Origin of the sequence: Shewanella gelidii, assembly GCF_014647855.1 — a bacterium.
In the GTDB taxonomy this organism is placed as follows: domain Bacteria; phylum Pseudomonadota; class Gammaproteobacteria; order Enterobacterales; family Shewanellaceae; genus Shewanella; species Shewanella gelidii.
Genome location: NZ_BMPZ01000002.1, coordinates 393,798 through 419,791, shown reverse-complemented (window position 1 = coordinate 419,791; position 25,994 = coordinate 393,798). Strand labels below are relative to the sequence as shown.

Annotated in this window: 24 protein-coding genes; 13 read left to right on the top strand and 11 right to left on the bottom strand. The window is 43.7% G+C overall.

Annotated features, from left to right (window positions below; all coding sequences use genetic code 11):
• Positions 1–52 precede the first annotated feature (52 nt).
• The 5 genes from IEY18_RS05370 to IEY18_RS05350 all read left to right on the top strand — a co-directional run bounded on the left by IEY18_RS05370 (position 53) and on the right by IEY18_RS05350 (position 5,389).
• Positions 53–550 carry a glycine cleavage system transcriptional repressor gene (locus IEY18_RS05370; protein ID WP_188918586.1) on the top strand — a complete coding sequence of 166 codons (498 nt, stop codon included), beginning with the start codon at positions 53–55 and terminating at the stop codon, positions 548–550.
• Positions 551–910: 360 nt separating this feature from the next.
• On the top strand, positions 911–1,630 hold the full coding sequence (locus tag IEY18_RS05365; protein WP_188918584.1) for a substrate-binding periplasmic protein: 720 nt from the start codon (positions 911–913) through the stop codon (positions 1,628–1,630).
• A 206-nt stretch (positions 1,631–1,836) separates the two neighbouring features.
• Positions 1,837–2,868 (top strand): FAD:protein FMN transferase, encoded by a 1,032-nt coding sequence (locus IEY18_RS05360; RefSeq protein WP_188918582.1) that lies wholly within the window; start codon positions 1,837–1,839, stop codon positions 2,866–2,868.
• Between the two features lie 66 nt (positions 2,869–2,934).
• Positions 2,935–4,125 (top strand): hypothetical protein, encoded by a 1,191-nt coding sequence (locus IEY18_RS05355; protein WP_188918580.1) that lies wholly within the window; start codon positions 2,935–2,937, stop codon positions 4,123–4,125.
• A 313-nt stretch (positions 4,126–4,438) separates the two neighbouring features.
• Positions 4,439–5,389: a LysR family transcriptional regulator gene (locus tag IEY18_RS05350; RefSeq protein ID WP_188918578.1), complete on the top strand. Its 951-nt coding sequence runs from the start codon at positions 4,439–4,441 to the stop codon at positions 5,387–5,389.
• A 49-nt stretch (positions 5,390–5,438) separates the two neighbouring features.
• Here the strand turns inward: IEY18_RS05350 and IEY18_RS05345 are convergent, their stop codons facing one another.
• A complete protein-coding gene (locus tag IEY18_RS05345; RefSeq protein ID WP_188918576.1) occupies positions 5,439–6,335 on the bottom strand; it encodes a DMT family transporter in 897 nt (298 codons plus the stop codon).
• 256 nt (positions 6,336–6,591) lie between these two features.
• On the opposite strand from IEY18_RS05345, the gene IEY18_RS05340 reads away from it, so the two are divergent.
• Positions 6,592–7,407 (top strand): DUF2797 domain-containing protein, encoded by an 816-nt coding sequence (locus IEY18_RS05340; protein ID WP_188918574.1) that lies wholly within the window; start codon positions 6,592–6,594, stop codon positions 7,405–7,407.
• 200 nt (positions 7,408–7,607) lie between these two features.
• Here IEY18_RS05340 and IEY18_RS05335 read toward each other — a convergent pair whose 3' ends face one another.
• The 7 genes from IEY18_RS05335 to IEY18_RS05305 form a co-directional block, all read right to left on the bottom strand.
• The gene (locus IEY18_RS05335) at positions 7,608–8,264 is read right to left on the bottom strand and encodes an NAD(P)H-dependent oxidoreductase (RefSeq protein ID WP_188918572.1); all 657 of its coding nucleotides are present in this window, start codon (positions 8,262–8,264) and stop codon (positions 7,608–7,610) included.
• Between the two features lie 82 nt (positions 8,265–8,346).
• Positions 8,347–10,203: a monovalent cation:proton antiporter-2 (CPA2) family protein gene (locus IEY18_RS05330; RefSeq protein ID WP_229779743.1), complete on the bottom strand. Its 1,857-nt coding sequence runs from the start codon at positions 10,201–10,203 to the stop codon at positions 8,347–8,349.
• Positions 10,203–10,811, bottom strand: a complete 609-nt coding sequence (locus IEY18_RS05325; RefSeq protein WP_188918570.1) for an NAD(P)H-dependent oxidoreductase — start codon at positions 10,809–10,811, stop codon at positions 10,203–10,205. The genes IEY18_RS05330 and IEY18_RS05325 overlap by 1 nt, the downstream gene beginning before the upstream one ends.
• A gap of 47 nt (positions 10,812–10,858) precedes the next feature.
• A complete protein-coding gene (locus IEY18_RS05320) occupies positions 10,859–11,737 on the bottom strand; it encodes a radical SAM protein (protein ID WP_229779742.1) in 879 nt (292 codons plus the stop codon).
• Between the two features lie 432 nt (positions 11,738–12,169).
• Positions 12,170–12,415, bottom strand: a complete 246-nt coding sequence (locus IEY18_RS05315) for an HP1242/YdcH family protein (RefSeq protein ID WP_188918568.1) — start codon at positions 12,413–12,415, stop codon at positions 12,170–12,172.
• A 58-nt stretch (positions 12,416–12,473) separates the two neighbouring features.
• Positions 12,474–13,286: an SDR family NAD(P)-dependent oxidoreductase gene (locus tag IEY18_RS05310; protein WP_188918566.1), complete on the bottom strand. Its 813-nt coding sequence runs from the start codon at positions 13,284–13,286 to the stop codon at positions 12,474–12,476.
• Between the two features lie 251 nt (positions 13,287–13,537).
• The gene (locus IEY18_RS05305; RefSeq protein WP_188918564.1) at positions 13,538–14,383 is read right to left on the bottom strand and encodes an enoyl-CoA hydratase/isomerase family protein; all 846 of its coding nucleotides are present in this window, start codon (positions 14,381–14,383) and stop codon (positions 13,538–13,540) included.
• A 446-nt stretch (positions 14,384–14,829) separates the two neighbouring features.
• Between IEY18_RS05305 and IEY18_RS05300 the strand changes: the two genes are divergently transcribed.
• Both IEY18_RS05300 and IEY18_RS05295 read left to right on the top strand, forming a co-directional pair.
• On the top strand, positions 14,830–16,200 hold the full coding sequence (locus tag IEY18_RS05300; RefSeq protein WP_188918562.1) for an MATE family efflux transporter: 1,371 nt from the start codon (positions 14,830–14,832) through the stop codon (positions 16,198–16,200).
• A 13-nt stretch (positions 16,201–16,213) separates the two neighbouring features.
• Complete coding sequence (locus tag IEY18_RS05295) at positions 16,214–17,119, top strand: LysR family transcriptional regulator (RefSeq protein ID WP_188918560.1); 906 nt, start codon at positions 16,214–16,216, stop codon at positions 17,117–17,119.
• A gap of 178 nt (positions 17,120–17,297) precedes the next feature.
• Here the strand turns inward: IEY18_RS05295 and IEY18_RS05290 are convergent, their stop codons facing one another.
• Positions 17,298–17,969 (bottom strand): DUF4136 domain-containing protein, encoded by a 672-nt coding sequence (locus tag IEY18_RS05290; protein WP_188918558.1) that lies wholly within the window; start codon positions 17,967–17,969, stop codon positions 17,298–17,300.
• 276 nt (positions 17,970–18,245) lie between these two features.
• Between IEY18_RS05290 and IEY18_RS05285 the strand changes: the two genes are divergently transcribed.
• The 5 genes from IEY18_RS05285 (at position 18,246) to IEY18_RS05265 (ending at position 23,102) form a co-directional block, all read left to right on the top strand.
• On the top strand, positions 18,246–18,836 hold the full coding sequence (locus IEY18_RS05285; protein ID WP_188918556.1) for a LysE family translocator: 591 nt from the start codon (positions 18,246–18,248) through the stop codon (positions 18,834–18,836).
• Positions 18,837–18,884: 48 nt separating this feature from the next.
• Positions 18,885–19,472, top strand: a complete 588-nt coding sequence (locus IEY18_RS05280) for a DUF1415 domain-containing protein (protein ID WP_188918554.1) — start codon at positions 18,885–18,887, stop codon at positions 19,470–19,472.
• Positions 19,473–19,547: 75 nt separating this feature from the next.
• Positions 19,548–19,916 carry a hypothetical protein gene (locus IEY18_RS05275; protein WP_188918552.1) on the top strand — a complete coding sequence of 123 codons (369 nt, stop codon included), beginning with the start codon at positions 19,548–19,550 and terminating at the stop codon, positions 19,914–19,916.
• A 98-nt stretch (positions 19,917–20,014) separates the two neighbouring features.
• A complete protein-coding gene (locus tag IEY18_RS05270) occupies positions 20,015–21,385 on the top strand; it encodes a leucyl aminopeptidase family protein (RefSeq protein ID WP_188918550.1) in 1,371 nt (456 codons plus the stop codon).
• A 724-nt stretch (positions 21,386–22,109) separates the two neighbouring features.
• Positions 22,110–23,102, top strand: a complete 993-nt coding sequence (locus tag IEY18_RS05265; protein WP_188918548.1) for a coiled-coil domain-containing protein — start codon at positions 22,110–22,112, stop codon at positions 23,100–23,102.
• A gap of 69 nt (positions 23,103–23,171) precedes the next feature.
• Here the strand turns inward: IEY18_RS05265 and IEY18_RS05260 are convergent, their stop codons facing one another.
• Positions 23,172–24,767 (bottom strand): ABC-F family ATPase, encoded by a 1,596-nt coding sequence (locus IEY18_RS05260; RefSeq protein WP_188918546.1) that lies wholly within the window; start codon positions 24,765–24,767, stop codon positions 23,172–23,174.
• A 382-nt stretch (positions 24,768–25,149) separates the two neighbouring features.
• A complete protein-coding gene (locus IEY18_RS05255; protein WP_188918544.1) occupies positions 25,150–25,584 on the bottom strand; it encodes an SEL1-like repeat protein in 435 nt (144 codons plus the stop codon).
• Positions 25,585–25,994 lie beyond the last annotated feature (410 nt).

Sequence of the window (25,994 nt, the reverse complement as noted above, 5' to 3'; positions counted from 1 at the left end):
TGACAGTAGTGTTACACTGCTGGCAATCTCATCAAATGGAGAAAAACATTCTATGCTACGCTATTTATTAACGCTGCAAGTTCCTGATAGAAAAGGTTTAGTTGAACAAATCGCCCATGCAGTAAGTCGTCATGGTGGGAACTGGCTCGACTCAGAAATGCGTCATATGGACGGCATATTTGCCGCAATATTACTGTTAGAAGTAGAAAGTAAGCATTGGGATGACTTAGTTGAAGCATTGGAGTGCATCGAAGGCCTTGCATTAACTTATGCGAAAACTCAAAAGAAAATAAAACCGTTGCAGCGAGTGAGTTATAGTTTAGTCGCTTATGATCGCCCAGGGCTTGTCCATGATGTATCTAACATCATCAATGGTTTGGGGATCAATATAGAACAATTTAGTAGTCAATATGAAAGTGCAAGTCATACCGGTATCTCACTATTCCGAGCAACTATTGGCTTGAGCTTACAGGATTTATCAGTTGAAGATACGCTCGCAGAATCCTTATATACCATTGGCGATGACTTGGTACTTGATCGCCTTTCATAGCCAACCGAAAAACGTTGCAGTCATGATTCAGCAGCGCAGATGCGCTGCACGCAACATCCTTCATAAATAGCGATAGTCCAACCCTATTCTCAAATTCAAACCCGCAATCAAAACTTCTTGTGACAAACATTCAAATAATTAAGACCCGTCACACTAAAGCTAGCCGTAGCCTATATTATAATCAGTAGGAGCTTTGCGCTAAATTACTTTTTTCGCATATAAATGATGTCTGAACTGACCTATCAATATAAGCGGCTTTAACGTTCATACCTCGGGGATGTCTTGAATAGGCCCTTGAAACCCACCGGAGCATTCACCCAATTGGCTTACAGATGGCGCGTAATCATAGCAGCAACTTTAATGAGCGGCATATTAGGCTTATTCGGCACCGCAACTCATAGCTACGCAAAAAGTAAACCAACACACGTTTACCAATTTGTGGCGATTCAAGGCTTGATTGAACAAGAAATTGCTTTGGATATATTTCAGCGCATTAGCGAGCAAGCACAACTCAACATCACGGTCAGTCCACTTCCCGCAAAACGAGCAGAACATTCAGTTTTTAACGATATTAAAGATGGAGAAATTCTGCGGATTTTTGAATATGGAAAAAACAACCCCAAGGTTATACGTGTCCCAACGCCCTACTACAAACTAAGAACCGCAGTATTTTTCAATAAAAATAAACCACTACAAATCACTCAAGCCAGTGAGCTCGCGCAATATCGAGTTGGCGTGGTCCGCGGGGTGAAGCATACACAAGTGATAACGAGAGGCTTAAACAACGTTATTCAATCGAATACAACCGAGCAACTCTTTTCATTACTCAACTCGGGTCGCATCGATATCGCCCTTACCAGCAAAATTGACGGTTTAATGACCTTGAATCAGCAAAATTTACATAGCATCAGTCATCAAGAGCAATCACTTGCAACCTTAAATCTCTATATCTATGTCAATCATCGCTACCCGCAAATGGTGAATCAATTAGAACAAGCAATTGTAGAGCTCACTCGCAATGGCCAATTGCAAGCCCACACTCAGCAATCAGAACAAAACATTCTTGGTATAGCTCAATAACTTCATTTGCCTTTTCGCAACGACTTTTACTAAGTGATTACATTCACTTTTAAGATAACTGATATCCACATTTTGCATATGTCGCCATAGATTCTCAATTTGGAAACAAAGCCTGTTCGTATTGATTTTATGAGCTTTTAAGCAATTGTATCCATGATTATGGGAGCGTAAATTTATAGAAAACATATCGTAGGTTTTCGCCATAAATGTTACGCATAATCCAATTACTTTTCGCCTTCATCGTCCTCGAGCCATCATCGGCAATAGCCAACGATGCGCCACGACTGGCTCAAGTATTTGGTCGTACAATGGGAAATGCATATTACGTCGCATGGCATTCTGAAAAAACTTCTGCGGAGCAAGTGGGCGAAGTACGCAGCCACATAGAACAGCGGCTTCACGCATTGAATCTATCCTTTTCCAATTGGAACTTAGATTCAGATATTTCACGCTTCAATCAGTCTGGAGCTTTGCAAGCTACCAAGTTAAACCCTGATCTGCAAAAAATACTTCTACAATCAAAAAATGTTCACCAGCTGAGTCAAGGCGCTTTTGACGTCACCCTAGGCCCACTCGTTAAACTCTGGGGATTTGGTCCATCAAACCGACAACGCAGCATTCCAACAATAGAAGAAATACGAAACGTTCAAGCTTATACCGGAATGCAACACCTTATCATTGAAGGTGATCAGCTTTATAAGGACCATCCAGCAACTGAAATTGACCTATCAGCCATCGCAAAAGGCTATGCCGTCGATGAAGTATCAAAACAACTCACATCTCTAGGAATTCACAACTTCCTGATTGAAATTGGTGGTGAAATTACCACTGCAGGATACGCATTAGATCAACAAAACTGGCGCATTAAAATCGAGTCGCCGGTGGTCAAAGAGCAACCTACCGCTAAGGTGTTAACTTCCTATCGGTTGCACCTTAGCGGTGAATCCGTCGCAACTTCCGGTGATTATCGTAATTTCTTTGACCAAGATGGTGCCCACTATAGTCACATTATCAATCCAATAACTGGCCGCAGCGTATTAAGAGATGTCGTTTCGGCCACGGTCATCGCTGACGACTGTGCAATCGCAGATGGTCTGGCAACATCGCTAATCGCAATGGGGACAGATAAAGCCATTTCTTTTGCACAGCAGCATCAACTTGCAGCAATGATTATCAGTTTTCAGCAGGGAAAAATTAGCGTCTTCGAAACCCCAAAATTTAAGCGGTTTGAGCGCTAAATGTACAAAGCCAACAATAGTAAAAAAACAAGCAATAGAAATTTTGACTTGTGGGAGATGAAAGTCATGAAATATAAAAAAGTTACATTGGCCATGATGATAGCCAGCAGTGTATTTGTCTCAGGTTGTAATGACGATGAAGTCGAGTACAAAACACCACCGGAAGATCTTGCAAAAATTACTCAGCTATCTGATGAAGTGAGCGAGCTGCAAGCAACAAACCATAATTTGCGAGTCCAAAATACTGCACTCGTCGCCCAAGTTGAAAAACTCAGCGTACCCAAATTTGAAGCTTATGATTTTGTGACCCAATGTGCCGCAGCTGGGATCACTTTTAGTTATAAAGATCCCAATGCGCCAGAGCTTGTGAAAGCACAGCCAGCTAAAGCCGCAGACCGGAGCACCAACTGCTCAGACTGCCATTCCTATGATGGGGATGACACAGGCGTCACCATTCCCCATGGTGATCAAGGTGATTGCGCAAACTGTCATGATGCCCATAGTGTCGTAGATCCCGACGCTCCCACTGGCGATGCCACAGACCCCACCTTTACCCAGCCCGAGTTTGGTTCAGGCGCCATTGATGGCTTCACCGGCGCTTCAGGTGGCGCATATTATAAATCTGGCTCATACCTTAATGCTGAATGGCTTAAAAAGCAGCTGAATACCCAAGTTAAGAATTATCGTTGGCGAGAAGCTGGTGAAGAAGAAACGGGGGTATCAACGATTGCAGCAGCCTGTGTGGTTGAAGGTCGAGAACATATGCTCAACATGTTCCCTACCGATGGTAAAAGCTATGTGGTCGACATCAAAGAAAACGCCATTGGCGCTAAACTCGTCTCTACAGTCAACAAAGTAAGTGGCACCGGTAGCAGTATGGGTTCAACCACACCAAACATTGCCACATTTGGCTTTGGTCTAAAAGAAGTTGATGGCGACTACTATGCCAATATGTTCATCGGTAAAAATAACACGTGCTATAACATCATCATGAATGGTGAGGCGAGACTGTCTTACTATGAATATGATCCGACGCAATTCCAAAAAACCGGTCTTGATACCAGCAGCCGCAATCGCGGAGCACGGATCTTAACCACTACAGATTATGCTAAAACCGGGCTTTACGGCTTTGATTGGTACACCCCTGTTGAAGGTTTGGGTATTGGTGAGGCATTTACACCTGAAGATGTCGACTGGAGCAAAGTTGGCGCTTGTAACATCACACTTAAAGTAGAAAACATTATCCCACTCGGTTAACCCCAGTAAAGGATGGTAGCGTTGGTTTCTCGCATGACGCTACCATTCTTTGCTTCCATGGTTTCCAGCTTTCTTTAGCATTTATCAGACTATCGCGGCGTTATTTGTTATCAATCAACTTCTTCCAAACACACTAGCCTTCATCCGCTACTTTTTAGCGCAGGTTGTCTCATTTAAAAGCTCAATACCTAGCCATTAAAAACATCAAGCCACTGTTCTAATACCTTGGTCGCACCTCAATTATTATGCGAGCCAACTCACAGCAAAAGTTCACTAACTGGGTAGGATAATTACTAATTTCATGGGGGTTTTGATGCAAAAAAGTTTGTCTAAGCTCGACTATTTCACCTTGAGTGTACTCGTTGAGTTGTTCGAAAAACAAAGCGCGACCGTCGCGGCATGTCAACTGGAAACGACCCAACCCAAAATCAGTCGAGCACTGCACCATCTTCGCGATCTTTTCGGCGATGAGCTATTTGTACGTCACCAGCACGGGCTAGAGCCCAATGCGATGGCGGCCAAAATATACCCCATAGCAAAGACCATTGTAGAGCAATATCATCAACTTCAACCTCACATGCAATCCAACATGCAAATGAAGGAACTCAATATTGCGGCACAACCCCATTTTTGCCCTTTGCTTGCTAAAGCGATTAAGCACACCAATGAAACCTGTCAGAAAAGCTATACCATTAACTTTCTGCCATGGACCAAAGACTCCCAGCGACAGATTGGCACCTCTCTGCTCGATTATTGTGTCACAGTGAATCCAGCAGCCGAGCCAAATATTCAGCAATATCCACTTTTCCAAATCAAACGTTTTCTGTTTGTAGCGCGTAAAAACCATGTGGCACTCAAGCAACCCTTAACATTAGATAATGTTTTTGATTTTCCGCTCGCGTTACTAAACTACCCATTTAATAGCAATGCGACCCATAAACTGGTGACCATCGCCGAGCATTTAAAGAAAGACTATTCGGTCTCGATGAAGACCCATGATTTAAATTTGCTACTTGGGCATATTGCCAGCAGCAATGATGTCGGGTTAATGGCCGATTTACTCGTGCACCCTCTGATTGCAGCCAACCCAGAATTAACAAGCTTAGAGATCAATAGTCTGTGGCGAGATGCCAATGTCCCCTCGGGAGCACGCCCTGAATATCATTTAATCCTACAAGCAGCTGATACTTGCGATAGTGAATATAGCCAAGCTTTAGCGGAACATATTTGTACACTAATAGCGCAACAAGAAGCAGCGCTCTAACGTTCAAAGCATGATGTATACCCAGTTTGCGATGATTGAGCCTTGTTGATTATCGCTGAGGGAATAGCTTTTGCAGTATTCGAGCTGTAACGACATATCGCCATGAAAGTTGTGAAACTAACATTCCCAGCAACATCAAGGCGCACCCCAACAAAGCCTTGAGCGACAAGCTTTCACCAAGCAAAAGAATACCGCCAATTGCTGCAAAGACAGCTTCTAAACTTAAAATAATGGCGGCATGGGCAGGATGCGCTCGCTTTTGCGCAACCACTTGCAATGTATAGGCAACCCCGACTGAAATTAGTCCTGCATAAGCCAAAGATTTCCACGCCAGTTGAACCTGAATCAATGTTGTAGCTTCAATTGCCCACGAAACAAGTAAACTCATTCCACCACAAACAATGAATTGCAATAAGGCCAATAGAATAGGCGCAGAGCGCTTCGCAAAATGGTCAACAGCTAAAATATGCATTGCCCAAAACAGCGCGCCCACCAACTGCAATGAATCTCCAAGGCCTACGGTAAAATCATCTTGAACGCTCAGTAGGAATAACCCAATCGCGGCGATGACACACCCGACCCACGTGTTGGTGCCGGTAGAGTGCTTGAGAGCCAGCCCGAGGATTGGTACTAACACGATATACAAGCCGGTAATAAATCCAGCATTCGCTGCGGTGGTATATAGCAAACCTACTTGCTGAAAAGAAGCGGCTATAAACAGTAAACTCCCGACCAGCAAGCCACCTTTTGCTGTCGCCATAGGCTGCCAACGCAACAGTTTTCGTTGATGCTGCCACCAAATCAATGGCAACAGGCTCAGCGCACCAATTAAAAAACGTATGCCATTAAACGCAAACGGTTCTAGGTGCTCCATGCCTAACCGCTGGGCAACGAAACCAAAACCCCAGATTGCTGATGCAAATAAAAGTAATAAATTGGCGTGCAATGGATATTCCTATATCAATTCGTTGGTTTCTGTTTGCCTCTAGCAATGACACCGGGACAAAACAGTGTGCAGCGCATCCTAAACGAATTCACGATGAATTGTCTAAAGCCAATGCCATTTGTGCCAACAAGTCACACCAAACCCATCAAACCGATTCATCGGCACCACCAATTGAACAGCAATCGATAAAAACGTTTCATCTGCACAATTACAAACTGTTAGAATCCTCGTCACTAACACAACTATGGCGATTGATATGCAAGGCACTCTCAGGAAAATGCGCGCCCACTTGGATGGGCAACAAGTACAATATCAGCTGCCAGTCGGCGATGATCTTATTGATTTAAATGCACTCATCGGTCAAACGGTGACATTAACCCACAGCGGTAATATTTTTTGTAGTAGTTGCGGTAAAAAAACGAAGAAAAGTTACTCTCAAGGGCATTGCTTTGTTTGCATGAAAAAGCTCGCCTCATGTGACATGTGTATTATGAAACCAGAAACATGTCATTATGAACAAGGGACTTGCCGCGAACCACAATGGGGCCTAGACAACTGTTTCGTGCCTCATTACGTTTACCTGTCGAACACCTCAGGGATAAAAGTTGGCATTACACGACATACACAGCTACCTACTCGATGGATCGATCAAGGTGCAACACAAGGTTTGCCCATTTTCAAAGTTTCAAGTCGCCAGTTATCGGGATTAATTGAGGTTGAATTAGCCAAACTTATCGCAGATAAAACCAACTGGCAGAAAATGTTAAAAGGGAATGCGGATGATATTGACTTAGCCAAAAAAGCCGAAGATTTGCTGCCACAAATTGAGGCAAAGTTACAAGAACTGTCAATGGCGAAAGGAGACTATCGCATTGAAAGACTTGCGCCGGAAACCGTTACGATTCAATATCCAATTGACGAATTCCCGACAAAAATCAAGTCTCACAATTTTGACAAAGACCCAGTGGTAACCGGAGTTTTGCAAGGGATCAAAGGTCAATATTTAATTTTTGATACTGGTGTTATCAACATTCGAAAGTTCACCAGCTATGAGGTGAGCTTTAATGCTTAACACGCGCTCCTCACCACATGAGTCGAGGCTTAATACTAGCGTGTGATCCCATCTATAAATAAAAAGCGAATCAACTTAGATTCGCTTTTTCATATAAAAATTTGGAAAGAAGCTTGGCTTGCATCTGCCGGCTTCCCCCTGACTTGCAGGGCTCGTGTCGCAATGGGAGCTTTCAAGCTAGCACTTTAAAAATGACCGAGCTACACGATAGCAATCACTTCCTCAATGGCCATACGCGCTTTAGGAAGACCATAGTTATAGTCTTCCCCCTCTTTGTGGTATCCCATCGCTAATGCGACCTCACATATATGGCCGTCTAGCTCCTCTTTAAATAGCTCCCCAATACGCTCTGCGTCAACGCCTTCCATCGGTGTTGAAGCAATGCCAAGCCGCGCAAGGACATGCAACATATTACCTAGCGCTAAATACACTTGAGCTTTTGTCCAATTCCCGTTAAATCCGCTGTCATCGGTATTAGCTTCAGCAAAAGCATATGCCCCCATAAATGTATCGTACATCTCAGCAGGAAGATGACCGGAGCTCACTTCAGCATCAACCCGCTTGCTAAACTTATGTTTGGTAAAATTCGGATCATACGCGAGTAAAATCGTATGCGATGCTTCTTTAGCATGGGGTTGATTAAACTGATGCTTATTTGCAAAAGAATCATGCAAACGCTGTTTGGCTTCGGTACTTTCGACCACGATAAACTTCCATGGTTGTGAGTTAATAGACGATGCAGAAAGACGCAACGCTTCTAATATCACGCGTAGTTCTTCAGCCGAAATCCGCTTTGTCTCATCATATTTTTTTGCGGTATAGCGCTTGTTTAAATCTTTAATAATCGGATGCTGCATAATGTTTTCCCTATTGTTCATAACGTTACCGTCTGATGAATAAAATGGAGCCCCTCAGGTGGAGGCCCAATGAATATAAAATTTACAATTCTGGATTTTTCGCCGTCCAGGCGAGATCTAGTGCCGAGGTTCCCGATTCAAGATCCCGCTTCATCAATGTTTCCAAGTCCGCGTGCTTTTCTTGATATCGCGCAATATAACGATCTTCTTCATTCTGCAATTGATAGAGTTCTGGCATCATTTCTTCATCATTTTTCTTAAAGATCCGCACCAAACGGTGAGCCTCATAAGGGTCAACCCCGAGTACTTGCAATGTATCCTGACCTAGCGATAACGCACTGCCAAAGGTTTCTCGGCGAATGGTGCTCACAGGGAAGTCCATCAACTGGAACGCGGCTTGTCTGTCATGGGCATTGACCACGACTTTCAAATGGGGGAAGTGCTTTTGAGCAAGTTCAATCAAATCTCTCGACTTCGCAATTTCGCCAATCGTAATCACCAAGACTTCGGCTTCTGCAGCACCCGCTGCCTCCAACAAATCTAGCCTTGTGATATCACCGTAATAAACCTTAAAACCAAGCTTTCTCAGGACATCAACGTTGGCCGCATCATGATCCACAATCACAGGTTTCACACCGGCAGATAGCAAAAAGCGACCTAAGTCAGTCCCTAACCGACCAAAGCCAGCCAGAATCACTTTATGTTTGCTGGGGTCGATCGCATCGCTTTCACGTGTTTGCGCTGATTCATTGTTACTGCGCTTGGCAAATTTTTCATAAGCCATAAACATCAGTGGTGTTAGGAACATCGAGATCGCTACTGACGAAATAAAAGGTTCAATCGTTGCCGCAGGTAGAACGCCATTCACTTTTGAAAATTGAAATAACACAAATGCGAACTCCCCCCCTTGGGCTAAAGCAATGGCAAATAGTGTCCGTTCACTGTTTGCCATTTTGAAGCTAAAACCAGTCACAACCAGTACCAACCATTTGATGATGATTAGCCCTGCCGTCATCCCGGCAATGAGCAACGCGCTCTCACCAATCAAGGCAAAATTCAAGCTCGCACCGATAGAGATAAAAAATACCCCCAACAGCAATCCTTTAAACGGTTCAATATCACTTTCTAGCTCGTGACGATATTCACTATCAGCAAGCACGACACCCGCAAGAAAGGTTCCTAGCGCAGGAGAAAGTCCCACGACCGTCATCAACAAGGAAATCCCAACCACCAGTGCCAGAGCCGCAGCGACAAATATTTCACGCACCTGAGTCGCAGCGATCGCCCGAAAAATAGGACGGCTCGCGAACTTCCCCAATAGAAAAATAGAGCCCACCGCTAAAATAGTGGCAATAAACTGCTGATAACCGGGCAACAGGCTAATATCAATTAAAGCTGAATCGTGATGGCCATCATTTGGAAGAGCAACCGTTGCAAGCAAAGGCAACAATGCCAGCATCGGAATAACCGCTAAATCTTGAAATAACAAAACAGAAAACACTGAACGACCCGGCGCAGTATTCATCAATCCCTTTTCTTTCAAGGTTTGCAGTACAATTGCCGTAGAGGAAAGGGAGAGGATAAGACCTATCGCCACAGCCTGCTGCCAAGGAAGAAAACATAGTGTCACACCACAAATGATCAGGCTCGAAACAAACACCTGCATGCCACCCATACCAAGAATTGGCACACGCATTTGCCATAGCATTGACGGCTTTAGCTCTAATCCAACTAAAAATAACATCATCACAACACCAAACTCCGTAAGGTGCATGACTTCTTCTACATCATGGATTAACGAGATACCAAATGGGCCAATCACAATGCCCGCGATGAGATAACCTAATACCGACCCCAAGCCAAAACGTTTTGCTATTGGCACAGCAATCGCTGATGCTGCAAGAAAAATGAACAACTGAAGAAGAAAGTTCTCCATCATTAAGGTCTCCTGATCAAGTTGTCTAGCTGATGATTTAGCAAAGGGGATTGAGCGGCTTGGCTGACGTCGAATCGGTCATCGCGAATCGCCATCATGAGACGACGATAGTCCTCAGCATTTGCCTGAACTTTCTCATCCGCTAATTCGCGGTGAACGCCCATGACAGCAAAAGGGGGTAACCAGTGCATATTACAAAGCTTGGCTGTTGCTCGATAAGGAGAAGTCAGTTCAGCAATCGTAAATTCATTAAAACCCTGGGGTTGATATGTGCTGGCATCTCCGCCTGCGGTCAGGGCTTGAAATACGAGCTTGCCCTCAAGGGCTTTGCCTGCTGAGCCGTATGCCCACCCATGCTCTAACACCAAATCTTGCCACTCTTTCAAAATGGCGGGAGTTGAGTACCAATAAAATGGGTGCTGAAAGACAATGACATCATGGTTTTCACAGAGGCATTGTTCACGCTGAACATCGATATGAAAATCAGGATATTGGCTATAGAGATCGTTCACAGTCACCCCATCTAAATCTGCAATCGCATCTCGCAGTGCAGCATTAATCTTTGAACGTCGTTTCGCAGGGTGGGCAAAGTTAATCAATATTTTTTTCATCTCAGGCTCCTGAAATCACAATCGATAACGGTTGAAAACCAGCATAATTACCAAGCGAACGTCTGAATGACGTTTTGCTTGGTAATTGGGTTATGCGCAATTTGAGAATTAATTTCATCGAGAAACGATGCACGCTGCTGGGGAAAAACACCCCGCATTGGAGAAATGTTATTGCCGTGATCACCCCAGTAATAGCAATCAAAGTCTTGTAGGTTTTCTAAAAGGTATTTTTCCTCTTCAAGAATTTGCAGAGGTGTCGGTAAGATAAACTCCCCCCGTTGCACCTCTTGCTCTAATATTGACCCCGGTTGAATTGCCAAAGCCATCGGCGCGATTGCATCGGGCTGCATGATATTTAAAAGACTCGTCGTATGGATTGCATGCGCTTCAGAGCGCTCCTTGCCCCCAAGACCAAAGATGAATGAAGCGAGTACGCGAATCCCTGCTTCTCTAGCCATCGCCATCCCCTCAATAGCATGCTCACGCGTCATTCTTTTTTGAATCCGCTCGAGCACGATAGGATCGCCAGACTCAAGACCGGAATATGCAATATCGAGCCCCGCGGATTTGATCTCTTTAAGCTCTGCTACGCTTTTACGACGAAAATCATTAAATCCGGCATACAGCGCAATATTTTTTATCTCTGGAAATGTATGTTTAATTTTATCCAAGATTTTGATCAGCATTTCTGTTCTGATCGCCATGACATTTCCATCAATTAAAAAAATTGACTCAACATGTGAGTAGCTTCGTCTCGCTTCTTCAATGTCCAGGAAAATATCTTCAATATCTCTAACCTGAAAACGCTTGTCATCGAACATGGTACAGAAAGTACATTGATTGTTGCTGCAACCTAAAGTGGTTTGGATTAACACGCTTTGCGCTTCCATCCACGGCCGATAAATCTTTCCAACGTAGTGCATCATTTGCTCCAGATATCACTTTATATGGGTGATAAAAACTATGCAGAGAGTGTAACCATGGGGGGTGGGTTTGATAATTGCGGTCGTGACTGAATCAGTTTTAAAAAAACATTAATAATGTTGAGGTTTAAGGGTTGAGTTGCCCCATTAGTGTAAAGATAGAAGCCTATAGAGCGCAGAATAACAGGAGAAAAAAAATTGCATCAACAGCGCACAGCACCAGTGAACGCAGATAAGTCGGTGCAGCCAAAGAGCTTCTAAAGGACACATCAAATTCAGATCAGTTTAAGAAGAATGAGCAAGGTATCGTAATCTGCAGAGACAAGAAAAATAGGCCCAAACCTAATGAATTGTGCTGATGATGAAACACAACTAAAAACGTTTAGGCCTATGGGTTAAAAATGGAGTGCCACACTACCATTCAGTGAGAGATAACTAGCGACTTGCCTGTAGTAATCGTTGATACAACGAATCTTTTAGCACTGAACGTTGATGCTTCAGTTGATGCATTGCGCCATCCACAATGGGGGCACCGTCACACTCAAGCTCGCGTATTTCCGCGTCCAGCTGATGGTATACTTTGGCATCTCGATAAAACTCAGCATTATTTTCAATCAACCGCTCAATAACAGCTTTGAATGCTGGGAACTCGTTAGTCAAAGAATGATTTTCTCCTAACATAAGGGCCTCCATGTTGCGTGAGTGAGTAACAATAAATTCTTCATAAATCCAACCGATTTCAATTCAGCTTTTTAGCCAATATGGTTTCAATCGCAGCGACAAGCTGCTGGCAATTCACAACATGTAACGCATCAGGGTGAGGTGAGGTAAATTGCCCGGTATCATTATCGAAATACTTGCCCGATGCATTCGCAAATTCTTGGGAAAGCGCTGCAGCACATAGAATGTCGGCACCGATACTCAAATCACCACCCGCCATACCATAAGCTTCTTTCACCATTTTACTGCCAAGAAATGAAGCGGGGTTCACGGCAATAACCGCGGGGCCCTGCTCATTGAGCTGACGAGCCATATGTAACGACCACATGGTCAACGCCAACTTACTTTGCGCATAAACAGCACCATCTGCAGCAGCAACATTCGGCCCGACAAGACTTTTCAGGTTCACGGGAGATTGCGCCGCCGATGACAAGTTCACAATACGGCTTTCCCCATCAAGCAAGGGCAAAAGCCGCTGCGTCAACAAATATGGAGCAATGGTATTCACCATAAAACGTACATCTAAATTATCTGTGGAAACCACCTGAGACACGTTATAAACGCCCGCATTATTAATCAATGCATCAAGTTTCTTATGTTTGGCCGTTATCGCCTCTGCGAGAGAAATGACATCTGCAAGCCGTGAAAGATCTGCAATATAACTTTCAACGGTTCCAGAGCCTGGCAATGTCTTCAGCATCATTTCCACATCAGCAAGCTTAGTTTGACTCCGACCATGGATCAGAACATGGTGACCTTGAGAAACCAGATTTTTTGCAGTTTCGAGGCCAATACCGTCGGTGGACCCCGTGATTAGAATTACTTTTTGCATGATGTCGCTCTCTTTTGTCAATGAACACTCAAGCCGTATCACTAATCTCAGCTTGAGTATTCTGGGAATTACCCATATGCAATTGTTTACAAAATTTAACCCTGTGCATCGGTCTATCAGTCGCGCCCCTTAATCAAAGAATACGTTAAAGGACTCATTGAAAGGTGACAGTTCAAGCTTATAGTCATGACAAGCAGAACAATAAGCAATTAAATCACTGGACGCTCAGGAATAGACAGCGCAAAAGCCCTTTAATTAATCTCTTGTACGCTCATCACTAAATCGTTCCAGTGACGTTGATTTTCAACGTCATGCTGCAGGCCTTTTTCATCAGCTATAGTAAAGCGCTTGATGGCTGGTGTTTTGCTGGTCGCCTGATAGAGCCAATAGGCTTCTGCTTTGAGCGCTTCATCGATAGGTTTATCAATCGACTCATAAACTGCTTGCTTACAAGCATGAATAGATTCTGCAGGAAACTGCGCAATTCGCTGCGCAAGCTTACTGACATACTCACCAATTTCATCAGGCTCTAGCGCCTTATTAATTGTGCCGTATGCTTCTGCTTCATCCGCGGTAAAATCTCGGGCACTTAAGATAATTTCTAATGCACGGCCGAGTCCAGTCTGACGAGCCATACGCGATGCACCACCGCCACAAGGGAGGATGCCCATGCCAACTTCCATTTGCATCAGCTTATATTTACCACGTGCAGCAAAACGCATGTCGCAGGCCAATGCAAACTCATGCCCCCCACCACGGGCAAACCCTTCAAGCTTAGCAATGGTTGCTTGCGGCAATTTACTAATGCGCTCAAGCACAGCCTGTAAATCCAATAATTGAACATCTTGACGAGATACCGCCTCAGTGGACATATCTTTCAACAAGTTTGTGTCGTAATGGCAAACCCAAATTTCAGGGTGAGCAGACTGAAAGACCACAACTTTTACATCACGGTCGCGCTCTAATCGCATCGCAAGCCCATTGAGATCGGCTAGCATCTCCTGACCTTGTACATTCACACTGCCAAAGTCAAAAGTCACGGTAAGAATCCCGTTGGCTTGTGCTGCAGTAAACGTTGTATACCCTTCATACGCCATGTTGATATTCCTCTTTTTTGGTTGCTTGTATCGAGGCGCTCGCCTCAACTTGGGAATAAGGTTATCAACACAACAATCGAATGATAATTGAGCCGCGAACCAAAACAGTCTTTAAAATTTATTAATAAAAAGAACTGTAATAGGCCAATAATTAGATTTATCTAAACAATCACCCCCCCCCCTTTTATGTGCAAAACCGACTATTGCGTCAAAAGGTTACATTTTGAGCAAAGCCAGCATAAAACAAATATTTTGATGAATTGGCAGGTAGAAAGCTCAAGATAAAAACATATATCTTCGTAATTGAAGGGTTGATTTCAGGCTATATCGCAAAGAAAAAACGGATTATTAATAAAAAGTGAAAACTCATTCGCCCGGAGCTCGAATGATCAATAGGCCATTGCTCAATATACTTAGCACCCGAATTCATAAAAACTAACTGTTTTATGCCAAGCATTTCTCCGACCATAAAAATGGTAATTAGCAAAACAACGCCTTTAACAATAGGGCTCTTTGCTATTATGTTGACTCAGTTAATTGATTCAATATTCATTGGTATACTGGGCATCGACGCCCTGACGGCTCATGGGGTAACCTTACCGTTTCAAGTGGCGCTTGTCGGCATACAAGTTGGGATTGGTGTCGGCGCAACCGCAATCATGTCTCAGGCAATTGGAGCAAACAGGCGCAATAGTGCGAGAGCAACGGCAACGATTTCGTTGGTTTTTGGCGCTTTATTCATTAGCGTTGTCTGCGTAATTTTGTGGGCTCTCAAAGACTCAATATTCCGAGCATTTATTCCCTCAGAAACAAGCCCGTACCAATATCAAATACTTCTTAACCTGTTTCATTGCTATTGGCCAATTTGGCTGTTTAGCGCCATCTCTATTGCTGGGCTTTATCTTGTCAGTTGTATTTTTCGAGCCAATGGCGACACTCAAACCACCGGCATGACGTTTGTGATTGCTAGTATTTTAAACTTGATGCTTGACCCTGTACTGATGTTCACATTTGAGTTAGGGATCACAGGCGCAGCGATGGCCTCCAGTATTGGCTTTTCATGTGGCTTTATATATATGCTTATCAAAGCTATTCGTCAGCACTGGCTGTTCCCCATTAAGCAAATAAAAAATGCTGCAAAGCATTTAACTGCGCTGCTCACCATGATTGTCCCCACAACTTTGAATCAAATGCTACCGTCATTCAGTGCGCTTATTGCAACTTTATTGATTGCTCAAATGGGAACCGATGTCCTAGCCTTCTGGAGTATATTCAGTCGTATTGAAAGCTTTATCTTGGTTTTTACATTGGCTTTAACGATGTCAATTCCCCCCATGATTAGTCGCTTTTTAGGCGCCAACAAACTTGATGATATCTCACATTTACTGAAGGCCACCGCCAAGCTTTTACTGATTTTACACCTCGGTATTGCAATTCTGCTGGCTGCAACAGCAGATATTTTAATCCCGATGGTTAATAATGAAACGCAAATGAAGGCATGGCTTGAAATCGCTTTGTGGATCATGCCCTTGAGTTATGGGCCGCTTGGCTTATGCATTCTCACGGTTTCGGCTCTCAATGCACTCCTTGAGCCCAGAAGTGCACTCAAGTTGGTATTTTTGCGTTTGTTGGTATTGTATATTCCTGCAATCTGGCTTGGCTCATCCACTGGCAGTGTCGCCTATACACTTGTAGCTGCGATGGCGGCCAATATATTGGCAGGTATTTTTGCGTGGTACAGACTCAAAGCTCACTTGAATGCGCCACGGCAGCTTCATTCTCGTGTGCACAGCACAATCATAAAATCCTATAGCTAACTGGCAGCGAATCATGAATATTGAACACCTCAAACTGTTTGTTCGACTCGCATCAACAAACAATATCAGTCAAGCAGGGCAAGAGCTCGGGATCTCTCCCCCGGTCGCCAGTATCCACATTAGTAAGCTCGAAGAAAGTCTGGGGGCTCGATTAGTTCACCGTACCACGCGCAAAGTATCCCTTACGGAAGAAGGAATGGCTTTTTTACCCCATGCCGAGGAAATTTTGCTGAGTATTGATGCTGGGCGAGCATCTGTGGGTACGGGCAATGCACAGCCTAAAGGAACTTTACGAATTACCGCACCCGCTTCTTTTGGTCGTATGCATCTGATGCCGGCACTAAAGGGGTTTTTAGCTCAATACCCAGAGTTGTATTTAGATATACGCCTAACAGACTCGATTGTTGATTTGGTTGAAGGTGGCTTTGATATTGCGATTCGAAATGCAGAGCTCAAAGACTCAAGTTTGATCGCGCGAAAACTGGCAGTGGACAAACGCATCATGTGCGCCTCACCTGAGTATATTGCAGAGTTTGGTCGCCCCACAAAACCTGAAGATCTTAAAAGCCATCGCTGCATTAACCATACAGGACTAGAAAGCTGGGCTTTTCAAACGCCAAATGGTCCACTGAATATTAAAGAAAAGGGTCATATTCGAGTCGACCATGGTGAAGCAGTTCGAGATGCGTGCGTAAACGGTATGGGCGTCGCTATGTGTGCCACCTGGATCGTATACAAACACCTATTGCGTGGTGAGCTCGTGGAGGTTTTGGAAGACTTCCCTTTAATTGCAGACACTTCAATTTGGGCGGTATATCCAAGCTCGCGTCTTTTAGCCCCCAAAGTTAGAGCATTTATCGACTACTTTTCCCAATACTATGGCACACCGCCCTATTGGGATACGCAAAATGAAGCATAGGGAGCTTCTCCTCTTACTGACGACAAAGTTACTTTAACCTTCGTAATTTGGTAAGTCAGTAGGAAGCAGCCCGTGGATTCATCGATCACGTTGCAAATGAATACCAAGTCGGAGGCGTTCAATGCTTATGTGTTGCCGGCTTAAATCACAATCACCGGATAAATCACAAGGAATACAATTAAATCACGTTGAGCATTCTTGAAAGTAAACGCTGATATTGTGCTGATGTCTTCTGTGGTTGTTCTGATAAATCCGTATACCCTTGTGCAAGTACACGCCAGATCATCTGGGTTTGCTTCGGTTTGGAAAAACCGATAAATACTGAACCTTTCTCGAAATGGCTTGGCGTACCAGCATTGGAGGACAAGCCGGCAACAAGCCCTGCTTTCGACAAAATTTCGTCATCTGAAATGCTAGACTCTAACGCGATACCAAAACCTATCAGAACATCAGCCTGCCGGCTATTTTCCGCCAGTTGATAGCCTTTTTGTTGCATGATTTCAGTAATATATTGCTGCGTTCGAATAATCACTTGCTGTGAATCTAGCTTGTTATCAGCAATGACTTTGGCAACGGCAGGATGCCAAGCAAAACGTTTACCCAGTTGCTTCACTTGTTCAATATCACCGCTCATCACCATCGTGGTTCTGGCAACGGGGTCTTGCATACTTGGATGATTAGCACTGACACATGCGGTCATGACTATCGCAACTATCGGCATTAGGAGCAATTTCAATAACGACAGCATCTGACCTTCAAGCCGTGGGCGCACAGTTTGAGCTCGGTGGAAAATACGCAACTGCTTTAATTGATGGTCCATATGAACTCCGGTGTTTTTGAGTCGTGTCATAAACGACTCGCTAAACAACATGCATGTCAGGGGGAAGTCTGTTGAGCCAGCAAAAATTTTGACTCGATTAAACAGTAGCATAGCTGACCATTCTTTAACCACAGCTGACTCATCCACCCAGTTTCTTCTAAGCCAGATGTTTCTGGTTGACGCATATTCATTATGCAAAGCTTGCTGAGGCAAATATTGTCGTTACAATAGCTGCCCATTACCGCCCGAGACCTAAGATAACAAGATACTTGGGTGTGTTATTTAAATTAAACCGTAGAGATAGTTATGGAGCTGATTTTCGCCATTGCCCTGTTTGCATTTTCATCAGGGATCACGCCAGGGCCAAACAACATTATGTTGATGACTTCAGGTGTGAATTTTGGTATTCAGCGCAGCATCCCCCATTTACTTGGCATTACGCTCGGTTTTCCCTGTATGGTTCTCGCCATCGGCCTCGGTTTAAGCGGAATTTTCCAGCTCTACCCAATACTGCACGTGATCATCAAATATATAGGCATTGCCTATCTACTCTATTTAGCTTGGCTCATTGCGAATAGCAGCAGTAAGATGGAAGGTAAGTCTAAAGCCTCCCCTCTAAGCTTTATCCAGGCTGCGGCATTTCAATGGGTTAATCCAAAAGGGTGGATTATGGCGGTCGGCGCCGTTGCAACCTTTACAAATTTAGATTCCCCACTTACGCCTCAAGTCATCACGATCGCGCTCGTCTTTCTAAGTGTGGCTTTTCCATGTGCCATGGTATGGCTCGGGTTTGGCGTGGCACTTAAACGTTTACTTAAAAATGAAAAACAACAACGTTTTTTCAATATCACTATGGCACTTTTATTAGTTGCATCAATTCTGACCATGGTAGACTAGCGCTAAGTTCTTATCTCACCATAACTCTGGTTTATATAGGATTTTGCGATGCCACAACGAGACAAAACACCGTCACCAGAGCAGCAAGATGTCATGCTTCACACTGAGAACTGGGTCAAACAAGTGATCATGAAATATAACATCTGCCCCTTTGCACGCCGTGAAATCGAACGTGCAAGCATTCGATATGCAGTTGTTGAAGCCCGTCAAATCACCGAAGCACTACTTAGCCTCATTGAAGAATGCCAATACTTAGACAAACACCCAGAAACAGAAACCACGCTCGTCATTTATCCCCATGGCTTTGAAGGGTTTTATCCCTATTTAGATCTGGTTGACTTAGCCACCGAGCTTCTCACTGAGCAAGGCTATGAAGGCGTCTATCAATTGGCGAGTTTCCATCCAGACTATTGCTTTGATGAGGAGCCACAAGATAGCGCCGCGAACTACACCAACCGCTCGCCTTACCCTACAATCCACATTATTCGAGAAGCCAGTATGGAACAAGCGTTGGCAACATATGATGACCCAGAGTCTATTCCAGAGCGCAATATTGAGTTTGCACAACGTAAAGGCAAAGACTTTTTTGAAAAGCTTTTGCTTCAATGTATGACATCAACACACAAGCCCAAATAACGCTCTGTGAAGTCACGCAGGTAAAATTGCGATAAACCCTAGCCCAGCTTGGCTGCTTGTGCGACAATCCGATCAATGAAGATATATAAGCACTTTCATAAAGCGCCCATTCGCGTTAGCCGCATTAGCAAGCGTCGTTTCCGTCTGCGACTACGACGGGACATGCTGCTTTTGAAAGCTGCACTCGCTCAAGAAAAGCAAGAAACCATTGAAATGCTTGAAATCTACAAGCGCTTCACCAAAAGTCAGGCCAGCAAAAAAGAACTCACAGAAGCGAATCGCCAATTTGCGGATCTCCTCAAAGGCCTTGGGCTTGGCGTTGTCGCAATGATGCCGTTCGCCCCAATCACCATCCCCATCGTGGTCAAAGTTGCCAAATATGCCGGCGTTGACGTTCTCCCCAGCTCTTTTGATTATTTAGTCGACAAGCCAACCAAGAAATAAGCTTTTACATCCTTTTAGCTAAAAGGCGCTTGTCATAATATTTGAAGCCGTTAACCTAGCAGCCACAATCATTTTTTCTGTAAACAAATGAGCCTTCTATGACTGACTTATTGATAAGTGGTGCCAGTGGCACCCCGTTCGCAATTCTCACAAGTGAAGAATATTCTGACTGGCTTGCACAGCAGCCGACTCATGTACAAACTTGGTTAAGCAGTACCGGCTTTGAAGGCAAAGGCCTCAGCCTAATACCTGGCACAGATGGCAGTCTATTCCAAGCAATTCTAGTCAGTGACGACTGTCATTCCTATTGGTTATGTGGCGATGTCGTGAATGAGTTACCCGCCGGTCAATATCAAATTCAAGGCTCTGATGAACAAATCAAAGTGGCAGCATTTAGCTGGGGACTGGGTGCTTATCAGTTTGATCGTTACAAGCAGTCTAACAAAGAGTTTCCACAACTCATCTTGCCGGACCAAGCGCTAGTCGACGCAACGAATAAGCTCGTTCGAGGCGTTTCAATTGTACGTGACCTAGTCAATACACCTGCTGCAGATATGATGCCACAGCACCTCTCCGAAGTGTTGTCTAACCTCGCGCAAGAATTTGACGCAGAGTTTAACGAAATTGTGGGAGATGAGTTACTCGATGCAAATTACCCCACAATTCATATGGTTGGCCGAGCGAGCGACAACAAACCACGCTTACTCGATCTCACGTGGGGAGATGAGGATGCACCGAAAGTCACCCTCGTTGGTAAGGGAGTTTGTTTTGACTCCGGTGGCTTAGATTTAAAACCAGCCGCTGGCATGCGTCTGATGAAAAAAGACATGGGCGGCGCTGCCCATGTTATTGGCCTAGCAAGCATCATTATGGCCAACAATTTACCTGTTCGTTTACGCGTCCTTGTCCCAGCAGTAGAGAATGCAGTTTCTGCGAATGCATTTAGACCAGGGGATGTGATTAAAACCCGTAAAGGACTCACCGTTGAAATCGACAATACTGACGCTGAAGGTCGCTTAGTTTTATGTGATGCTTTAAGTGAAGCCAGTGACGAGCAGCCAGAAGTCATTATTGACTTTGCGACCCTTACCGGTGCAATGCGCGTAGCTTTAGGGACCGAACTCCCCGGTTTTTTCAGCACTGACAATAAGCTTGCGCAGCAACTAACGGAATCGGGACTCGCAGTTCAAGATCCGGTGTGGCAGATGCCACTACATGCCCCTTATTTCGACCTGATTAAATCCAATGTGGCCGATTTATCAAATTGTGGTCAAGGGCCATTTGGTGGCGCCATCACCGCAGCACTTTATCTTCAGGCATTTGTCGATGAAAACATTAGCTGGACGCATTTTGACGTGATGGCATGGAACAATCGCAAACTGCCCGGTCGCCCAGTGGGGGGAGAGGCCTTTGGTATCCGCGCCGTATTTGATTATCTAGCGAATCGGTATGAAATTGATAAATTGTAGTTTTCCAATTGGCGCATTCATAATAAAACGATGAATACGCTAGAACTAGTACCTTAATTTTATTAATAGAGAATTTAAAGTTCAGATTAGTCAAAGCCCTTAAAATTAAGTTTGAGGGCTTTTTTATTCGAAAAAAAGAAGTGAACACACTTTAAGAAAAGACAATTAAGATGAAAAGTTCAATTGGCAAATAATAAATATTCAAACCATTAATTATCAGTAAAATCTCTTAAGGAAACACATCTCGCCCTTTTTGCAAACAGATACAACTCCTTAACGTTTTTATGCTGCTTAGTTCTACTTAGTATTACAAGGATAATGCTAAAGACTTATTTAGCATAAGCACAAAAAGCAACATAACATTTTGAACTATACGAAAATCAACTAAGCTTATGTAAAGCATAAGTAAATATATATCCCCTGCATTTTCTCCATAATATTTAAACCTTCTCGAGCAAATGTACTCAATCTTATTTAGCGACTTGCAAAAAACATAAACCACTTAATATCAGCAGCTTATGCAGGCAATTAAATTCCTGAAAATAAACTAAAGCCAAATACAACGCATCGCCCTCACATTCTTGTAACAATTGCCATCAACTCCTATATTTATTTTGCGCCAATTAATTGGCACTTGGACAGAACAGAGCATGAGCATCAACAAATCAATGTATTAATCGAGATGTTGAGTCATTCCCAAATTCAATAAATGAAGGGCAAGAACATGTTAGTACGGAAACTTTTGTTAGTGGTTATTGCATCAACCCTCTCACTAACCGCATATGCTGGAAAAGATAAGGTAATTCAAGTTAATGGCAAACCGTTTCAACAACTGAATGAAGAAATTCAGAATAATAGTGCAGCAATTTCTGAACTTGATGGACGTGTTGATACAATTGAAGGGCGTGTAGAAACACTTGAAAGCGAAGTCGCAACTTTAAAGTCTGATATGGCAACTACCCGCATGGACTTAGCTGCTCAAGTGTTACAAATCCAATCAATTCTAAACACAACTGAAGAGTTATCAGATGATTTAGCCACGCTGATTATTCGCCACGAAACTGACTATAACAATCTACTAGATAGGTTCACGCAAATCCAAAATCAAATTGCCAGTATCGAAATAGCAATTGCCGAAACTCAGGCAAACTTACAAGCCGAACTGGATGCGCTAGCTGGTGATTTGTCGGCTTTAGATGCTTCAACTTCAGCAAGAATTGCCAGTTTGGCTTCAAGCTTAGATGACCTCAATGCCGCTTTAGAAACTGCAGAGTCCTCTATCGTGGCGTTGCAAACGGGGTTTAACACACTTGACGCTGAAATCGCTGGTATGGGTCTAAGGCAAGATGCCTTGGAAGGCAGAGTATCAACTCTTGAGAGTTACCATGGCGCTCAGCAATGTGATCGTGGTAACGACATCGGAACTGGTTCACGTTATGTAGTTTGCGAAGCAGATAGCAACCAAGCATGGGTGTCCGCAGATAACGCAGGTCGTTACCATGCAGAGCTAATTTGCCAAGAACTCGGCTACACCACGGTATCATCATGGAGCGGAACCTGTGGCAACGTTTGTGGTTACTGCCAAGGCCCAACATCTTGCGAGTCACCCGGTACACCTCCTGAGGCCCATGGTCGATCCTGGGCACAAAACAATGCAGGCTCTGATGCACTAGGTAAAATGATCGCGAGCACTGTTCAATGGCGGTGCGCAAATTAAATTACGCCATTTAAAAGCGAGCACAATTGTGCTCGCTTTTAATTAGTCGTTTATTTCAGCCAAGCTTCTCTACTCATCAACACCTTTGCTTTTCAGGAACTCATCATAGGTTCCTTTAAAGTCGGTAACACCTTCAGAGGTAATTTCGATAATCCGGTTGGCAAGAGAGGATACAAATGCACGGTCATGGCTGACAAATAATAGTGTACCTTCGTACATTTCAAGCGCGTTATTGAGCGACTCAATCGATTCCATATCTAAGTGGTTGGTCGGTTCATCCATCACTAAAATATTTGGCTTTTGCATGATCATCTTACCAAACAGCATACGACCTTGCTCACCACCAGATAAGACTTTAACTGACTTCTTAATATCGTCCGAGCTAAATAGCATACGACCTAAATATCCGCGAACAGATTGGTCATCATCTTCGGGTTTGCGCCACTGGCTCATCCAGTCAAACAGGGTCATATCGTTCTCAAAGTCAGAAGCATGATCTTGGGCATAATAACCAATCGCATGGTTCTCTGACCATTGAATCGTCCCTTCATCCTGTGGCAAATCATGAATAAGAGTACGCAGCATGGTTGTTTTACCCACGCCGTTCTCACCCAATATCGCAATGCGTTCACCCACTTCAGCAATTAAATTAAAGTCTTTAAACAATGGACCTTCATCGAACCCTTTGCTTAGGTTTTCAATTACCAAAGCGTTGCGGAAGAGCTTCTTTTCCTGCTCAAAGCGAATAAATGGATTGACGCGGCTCGAGGCTTTGACTTCATCAAGTTTAATTTTGTCAATTTGACGGGCACGAGACGTTGCCTGTTTCGCTTTTGAAGCGTTGGCAGAGAAACGAGCCACGAAGCCTTGTAGCTCAGCAATCTGAGCTTTCTTCTTCGCATTTTCAGACATTAACTTCTCACGAGCTTGAGAAGCAGCCATCATGTACTCATCGTAGTTACCCGGATAAACTCGAAGCTCACCGTAATCCAAATCAGCCATATGGGTGCAAACCGAGTTTAAAAAGTATCGGTCATGCGAAATGATGATCATGGTGCTATTACGCTGATTTAGCGTGTCTTGTAGCCAACGAATTGTATCAATGTCCAAGTTGTTGGTCGGTTCATCAAGAAGCAATAAATCAGGATCGGAAAACAGTGCTTGAGATAGCAGTACACGCAGCTTCCAACCGGGTGCAATCTCACTCATCGGGCCAAAATGCTGTTCTACCGGGATCCCGACACCGAGTAACAATTCACCGGCGCGAGACTCTGCGGTATATCCGTCCATCTCAGCAAATTCCATTTCAAGCTCAGATACTTTGATGCCGTCTTCTTCGCTCATTTCTGGCAAAGCATAAATGCGATCACGTTCTTGCTTGACTTCCCAAAGCTCTTTGTGACCCATGATCACCGTATCAATCACTGAGTATTGCTCATAAGCAAACTGATCCTGATTCAACTTACCAAGGCGCTCATTTACATCTAAAGAAACATTGCCAGCAGTTGGCTCAAGCTCGCCGCTTAAAATCTTCATAAAGGTTGATTTGCCGCAGCCATTGGCGCCAATCAAACCATAGCGATTGCCGCCGCCAAATTTAACTGAAATGTTCTCAAACAATGGCTTAGCGCCAAATTGCATGGTGATATTTGCTGTTGTGATCAAGGTACTTATCCAACTTTAGGTTTTTATCGATAGCCACAGGCCTAGCGCCCAGTGCTGCACACGCCATCGAAAGTAAATATAGGGGAAAAATTAAGCGCGACACTATACCATTCTCGCCCAAATTCGCAACTGGTGGCTGAAGGCGTCTTGAGGGATTTGGCCGAAGTTAGGTAAAAGCTAGAGTCGCTATATGGACTGGATGAAAGCTGGTCGAGGAAGGTAAGTCACAGAAATTCCTCGCTGAAAGCAAATGGTAACTGTTGCTGTCTTCGTTATTTTATCAGGCAGCAAGATATGTTCGCATCAGCTAAAGTAAACTAGTGTTTATGGTTTACTTAGATATTGCTTTTTGACACTAAAATCGATTCCGTGCCCTAATAACTCATTGATTAAATTTTCTGTTGTGGAAATGATTTATAAGCTCTGCAAGATCGCTCTCAGATTTTTCGTACCCCAAGCGAATAGACTCTTCAAATATCGACTTAGCTAAGCGGTATAAATTTTCATCATTTGTCTTATCCCACCTGTAAGCATACATTAATCCAAGGGAGTTCATAGCAGGTAAATCTCCCTCAGAAGATGCTTCTTTGAGTAGCTTTTCAGCCTTAACTGAAAAGATATCCACATACATCAGAAAGTTACCATATTGCCTTTTCGCTTTTACAGATGAGCTGCTAATGGACTTTTCATACCAAAACTTTGCTAACTCTAAATGCTCCATCTTATCTGCATCTAATGTCGATGACATGTAGCGATAAGTGTAATTATTAGCGACCATCACTTGAGCGTTAACATGACCATTTTTTGCAGATTCCAAAAGCCAGGTAAGCGCAACATCTAAATTTTTATCTAAGATATGACCAGTTTGGTATAACGCCCCTATTTGGAACTGAGCCTCTACATAACCTGAGTTTCCAGCACTAATAATATAAGCGAATGCCTCATTAAAATGCTCATTTAAATGAGGCTGATTTCTAATTACGAATATAAAGGAGTCGTATTGACTTCGTACATTACCCTTTTGAGCTAAATTGTTTAGCTTTGCATACTCCCTTTAGATTTCATCAAGGCTATTCTCATCGCTAGCCATGGCTGGACAACTTAAGCATAGCGCAGTGATTATCAATACAATGATTCTAGATAACACAAATCCATCCTTGCAATTCATTATTAATAGTGTCACCCACCGCGATTCTATATCGTTTAAAAATATCTACTCTATAGAAG

Excerpts from the sequence above, each read along its gene's own strand:
- IEY18_RS05370 (WP_188918586.1), top strand. The coding sequence starts at position 53 with ATGCTACGCTATTTATTAACGCTGCAAGTTCCTGATAGAAAAGGTTTA.
- IEY18_RS05365 (WP_188918584.1), top strand. The coding sequence starts at position 911 with ATGAGCGGCATATTAGGCTTATTCGGCACCGCAACTCATAGCTACGCA.
- IEY18_RS05360 (WP_188918582.1), top strand. The coding sequence starts at position 1,837 with ATGTTACGCATAATCCAATTACTTTTCGCCTTCATCGTCCTCGAGCCA.
- IEY18_RS05355 (WP_188918580.1), top strand. The coding sequence starts at position 2,935 with ATGAAATATAAAAAAGTTACATTGGCCATGATGATAGCCAGCAGTGTA.
- IEY18_RS05350 (WP_188918578.1), top strand. The coding sequence starts at position 4,439 with ATGCAAAAAAGTTTGTCTAAGCTCGACTATTTCACCTTGAGTGTACTC.
- IEY18_RS05340 (WP_188918574.1), top strand. The coding sequence starts at position 6,592 with ATGCAAGGCACTCTCAGGAAAATGCGCGCCCACTTGGATGGGCAACAA.
- IEY18_RS05335 (WP_188918572.1), bottom strand. The coding sequence starts at position 8,264 with ATGCAGCATCCGATTATTAAAGATTTAAACAAGCGCTATACCGCAAAA.
- IEY18_RS05330 (WP_229779743.1), bottom strand. The coding sequence starts at position 10,203 with ATGATGGAGAACTTTCTTCTTCAGTTGTTCATTTTTCTTGCAGCATCA.
- IEY18_RS05325 (WP_188918570.1), bottom strand. The coding sequence starts at position 10,811 with ATGAAAAAAATATTGATTAACTTTGCCCACCCTGCGAAACGACGTTCA.
- IEY18_RS05320 (WP_229779742.1), bottom strand. The coding sequence starts at position 11,737 with ATGATGCACTACGTTGGAAAGATTTATCGGCCGTGGATGGAAGCGCAA.
- IEY18_RS05315 (WP_188918568.1), bottom strand. The coding sequence starts at position 12,415 with ATGTTAGGAGAAAATCATTCTTTGACTAACGAGTTCCCAGCATTCAAA.
- IEY18_RS05310 (WP_188918566.1), bottom strand. The coding sequence starts at position 13,286 with ATGCAAAAAGTAATTCTAATCACGGGGTCCACCGACGGTATTGGCCTC.
- IEY18_RS05305 (WP_188918564.1), bottom strand. The coding sequence starts at position 14,383 with ATGGCGTATGAAGGGTATACAACGTTTACTGCAGCACAAGCCAACGGG.
- IEY18_RS05300 (WP_188918562.1), top strand. The coding sequence starts at position 14,830 with ATGCCAAGCATTTCTCCGACCATAAAAATGGTAATTAGCAAAACAACG.
- IEY18_RS05295 (WP_188918560.1), top strand. The coding sequence starts at position 16,214 with ATGAATATTGAACACCTCAAACTGTTTGTTCGACTCGCATCAACAAAC.
- IEY18_RS05290 (WP_188918558.1), bottom strand. The coding sequence starts at position 17,969 with ATGACACGACTCAAAAACACCGGAGTTCATATGGACCATCAATTAAAG.
- IEY18_RS05285 (WP_188918556.1), top strand. The coding sequence starts at position 18,246 with ATGGAGCTGATTTTCGCCATTGCCCTGTTTGCATTTTCATCAGGGATC.
- IEY18_RS05280 (WP_188918554.1), top strand. The coding sequence starts at position 18,885 with ATGCCACAACGAGACAAAACACCGTCACCAGAGCAGCAAGATGTCATG.
- IEY18_RS05275 (WP_188918552.1), top strand. The coding sequence starts at position 19,548 with ATGAAGATATATAAGCACTTTCATAAAGCGCCCATTCGCGTTAGCCGC.
- IEY18_RS05270 (WP_188918550.1), top strand. The coding sequence starts at position 20,015 with ATGACTGACTTATTGATAAGTGGTGCCAGTGGCACCCCGTTCGCAATT.
- IEY18_RS05265 (WP_188918548.1), top strand. The coding sequence starts at position 22,110 with ATGTTAGTACGGAAACTTTTGTTAGTGGTTATTGCATCAACCCTCTCA.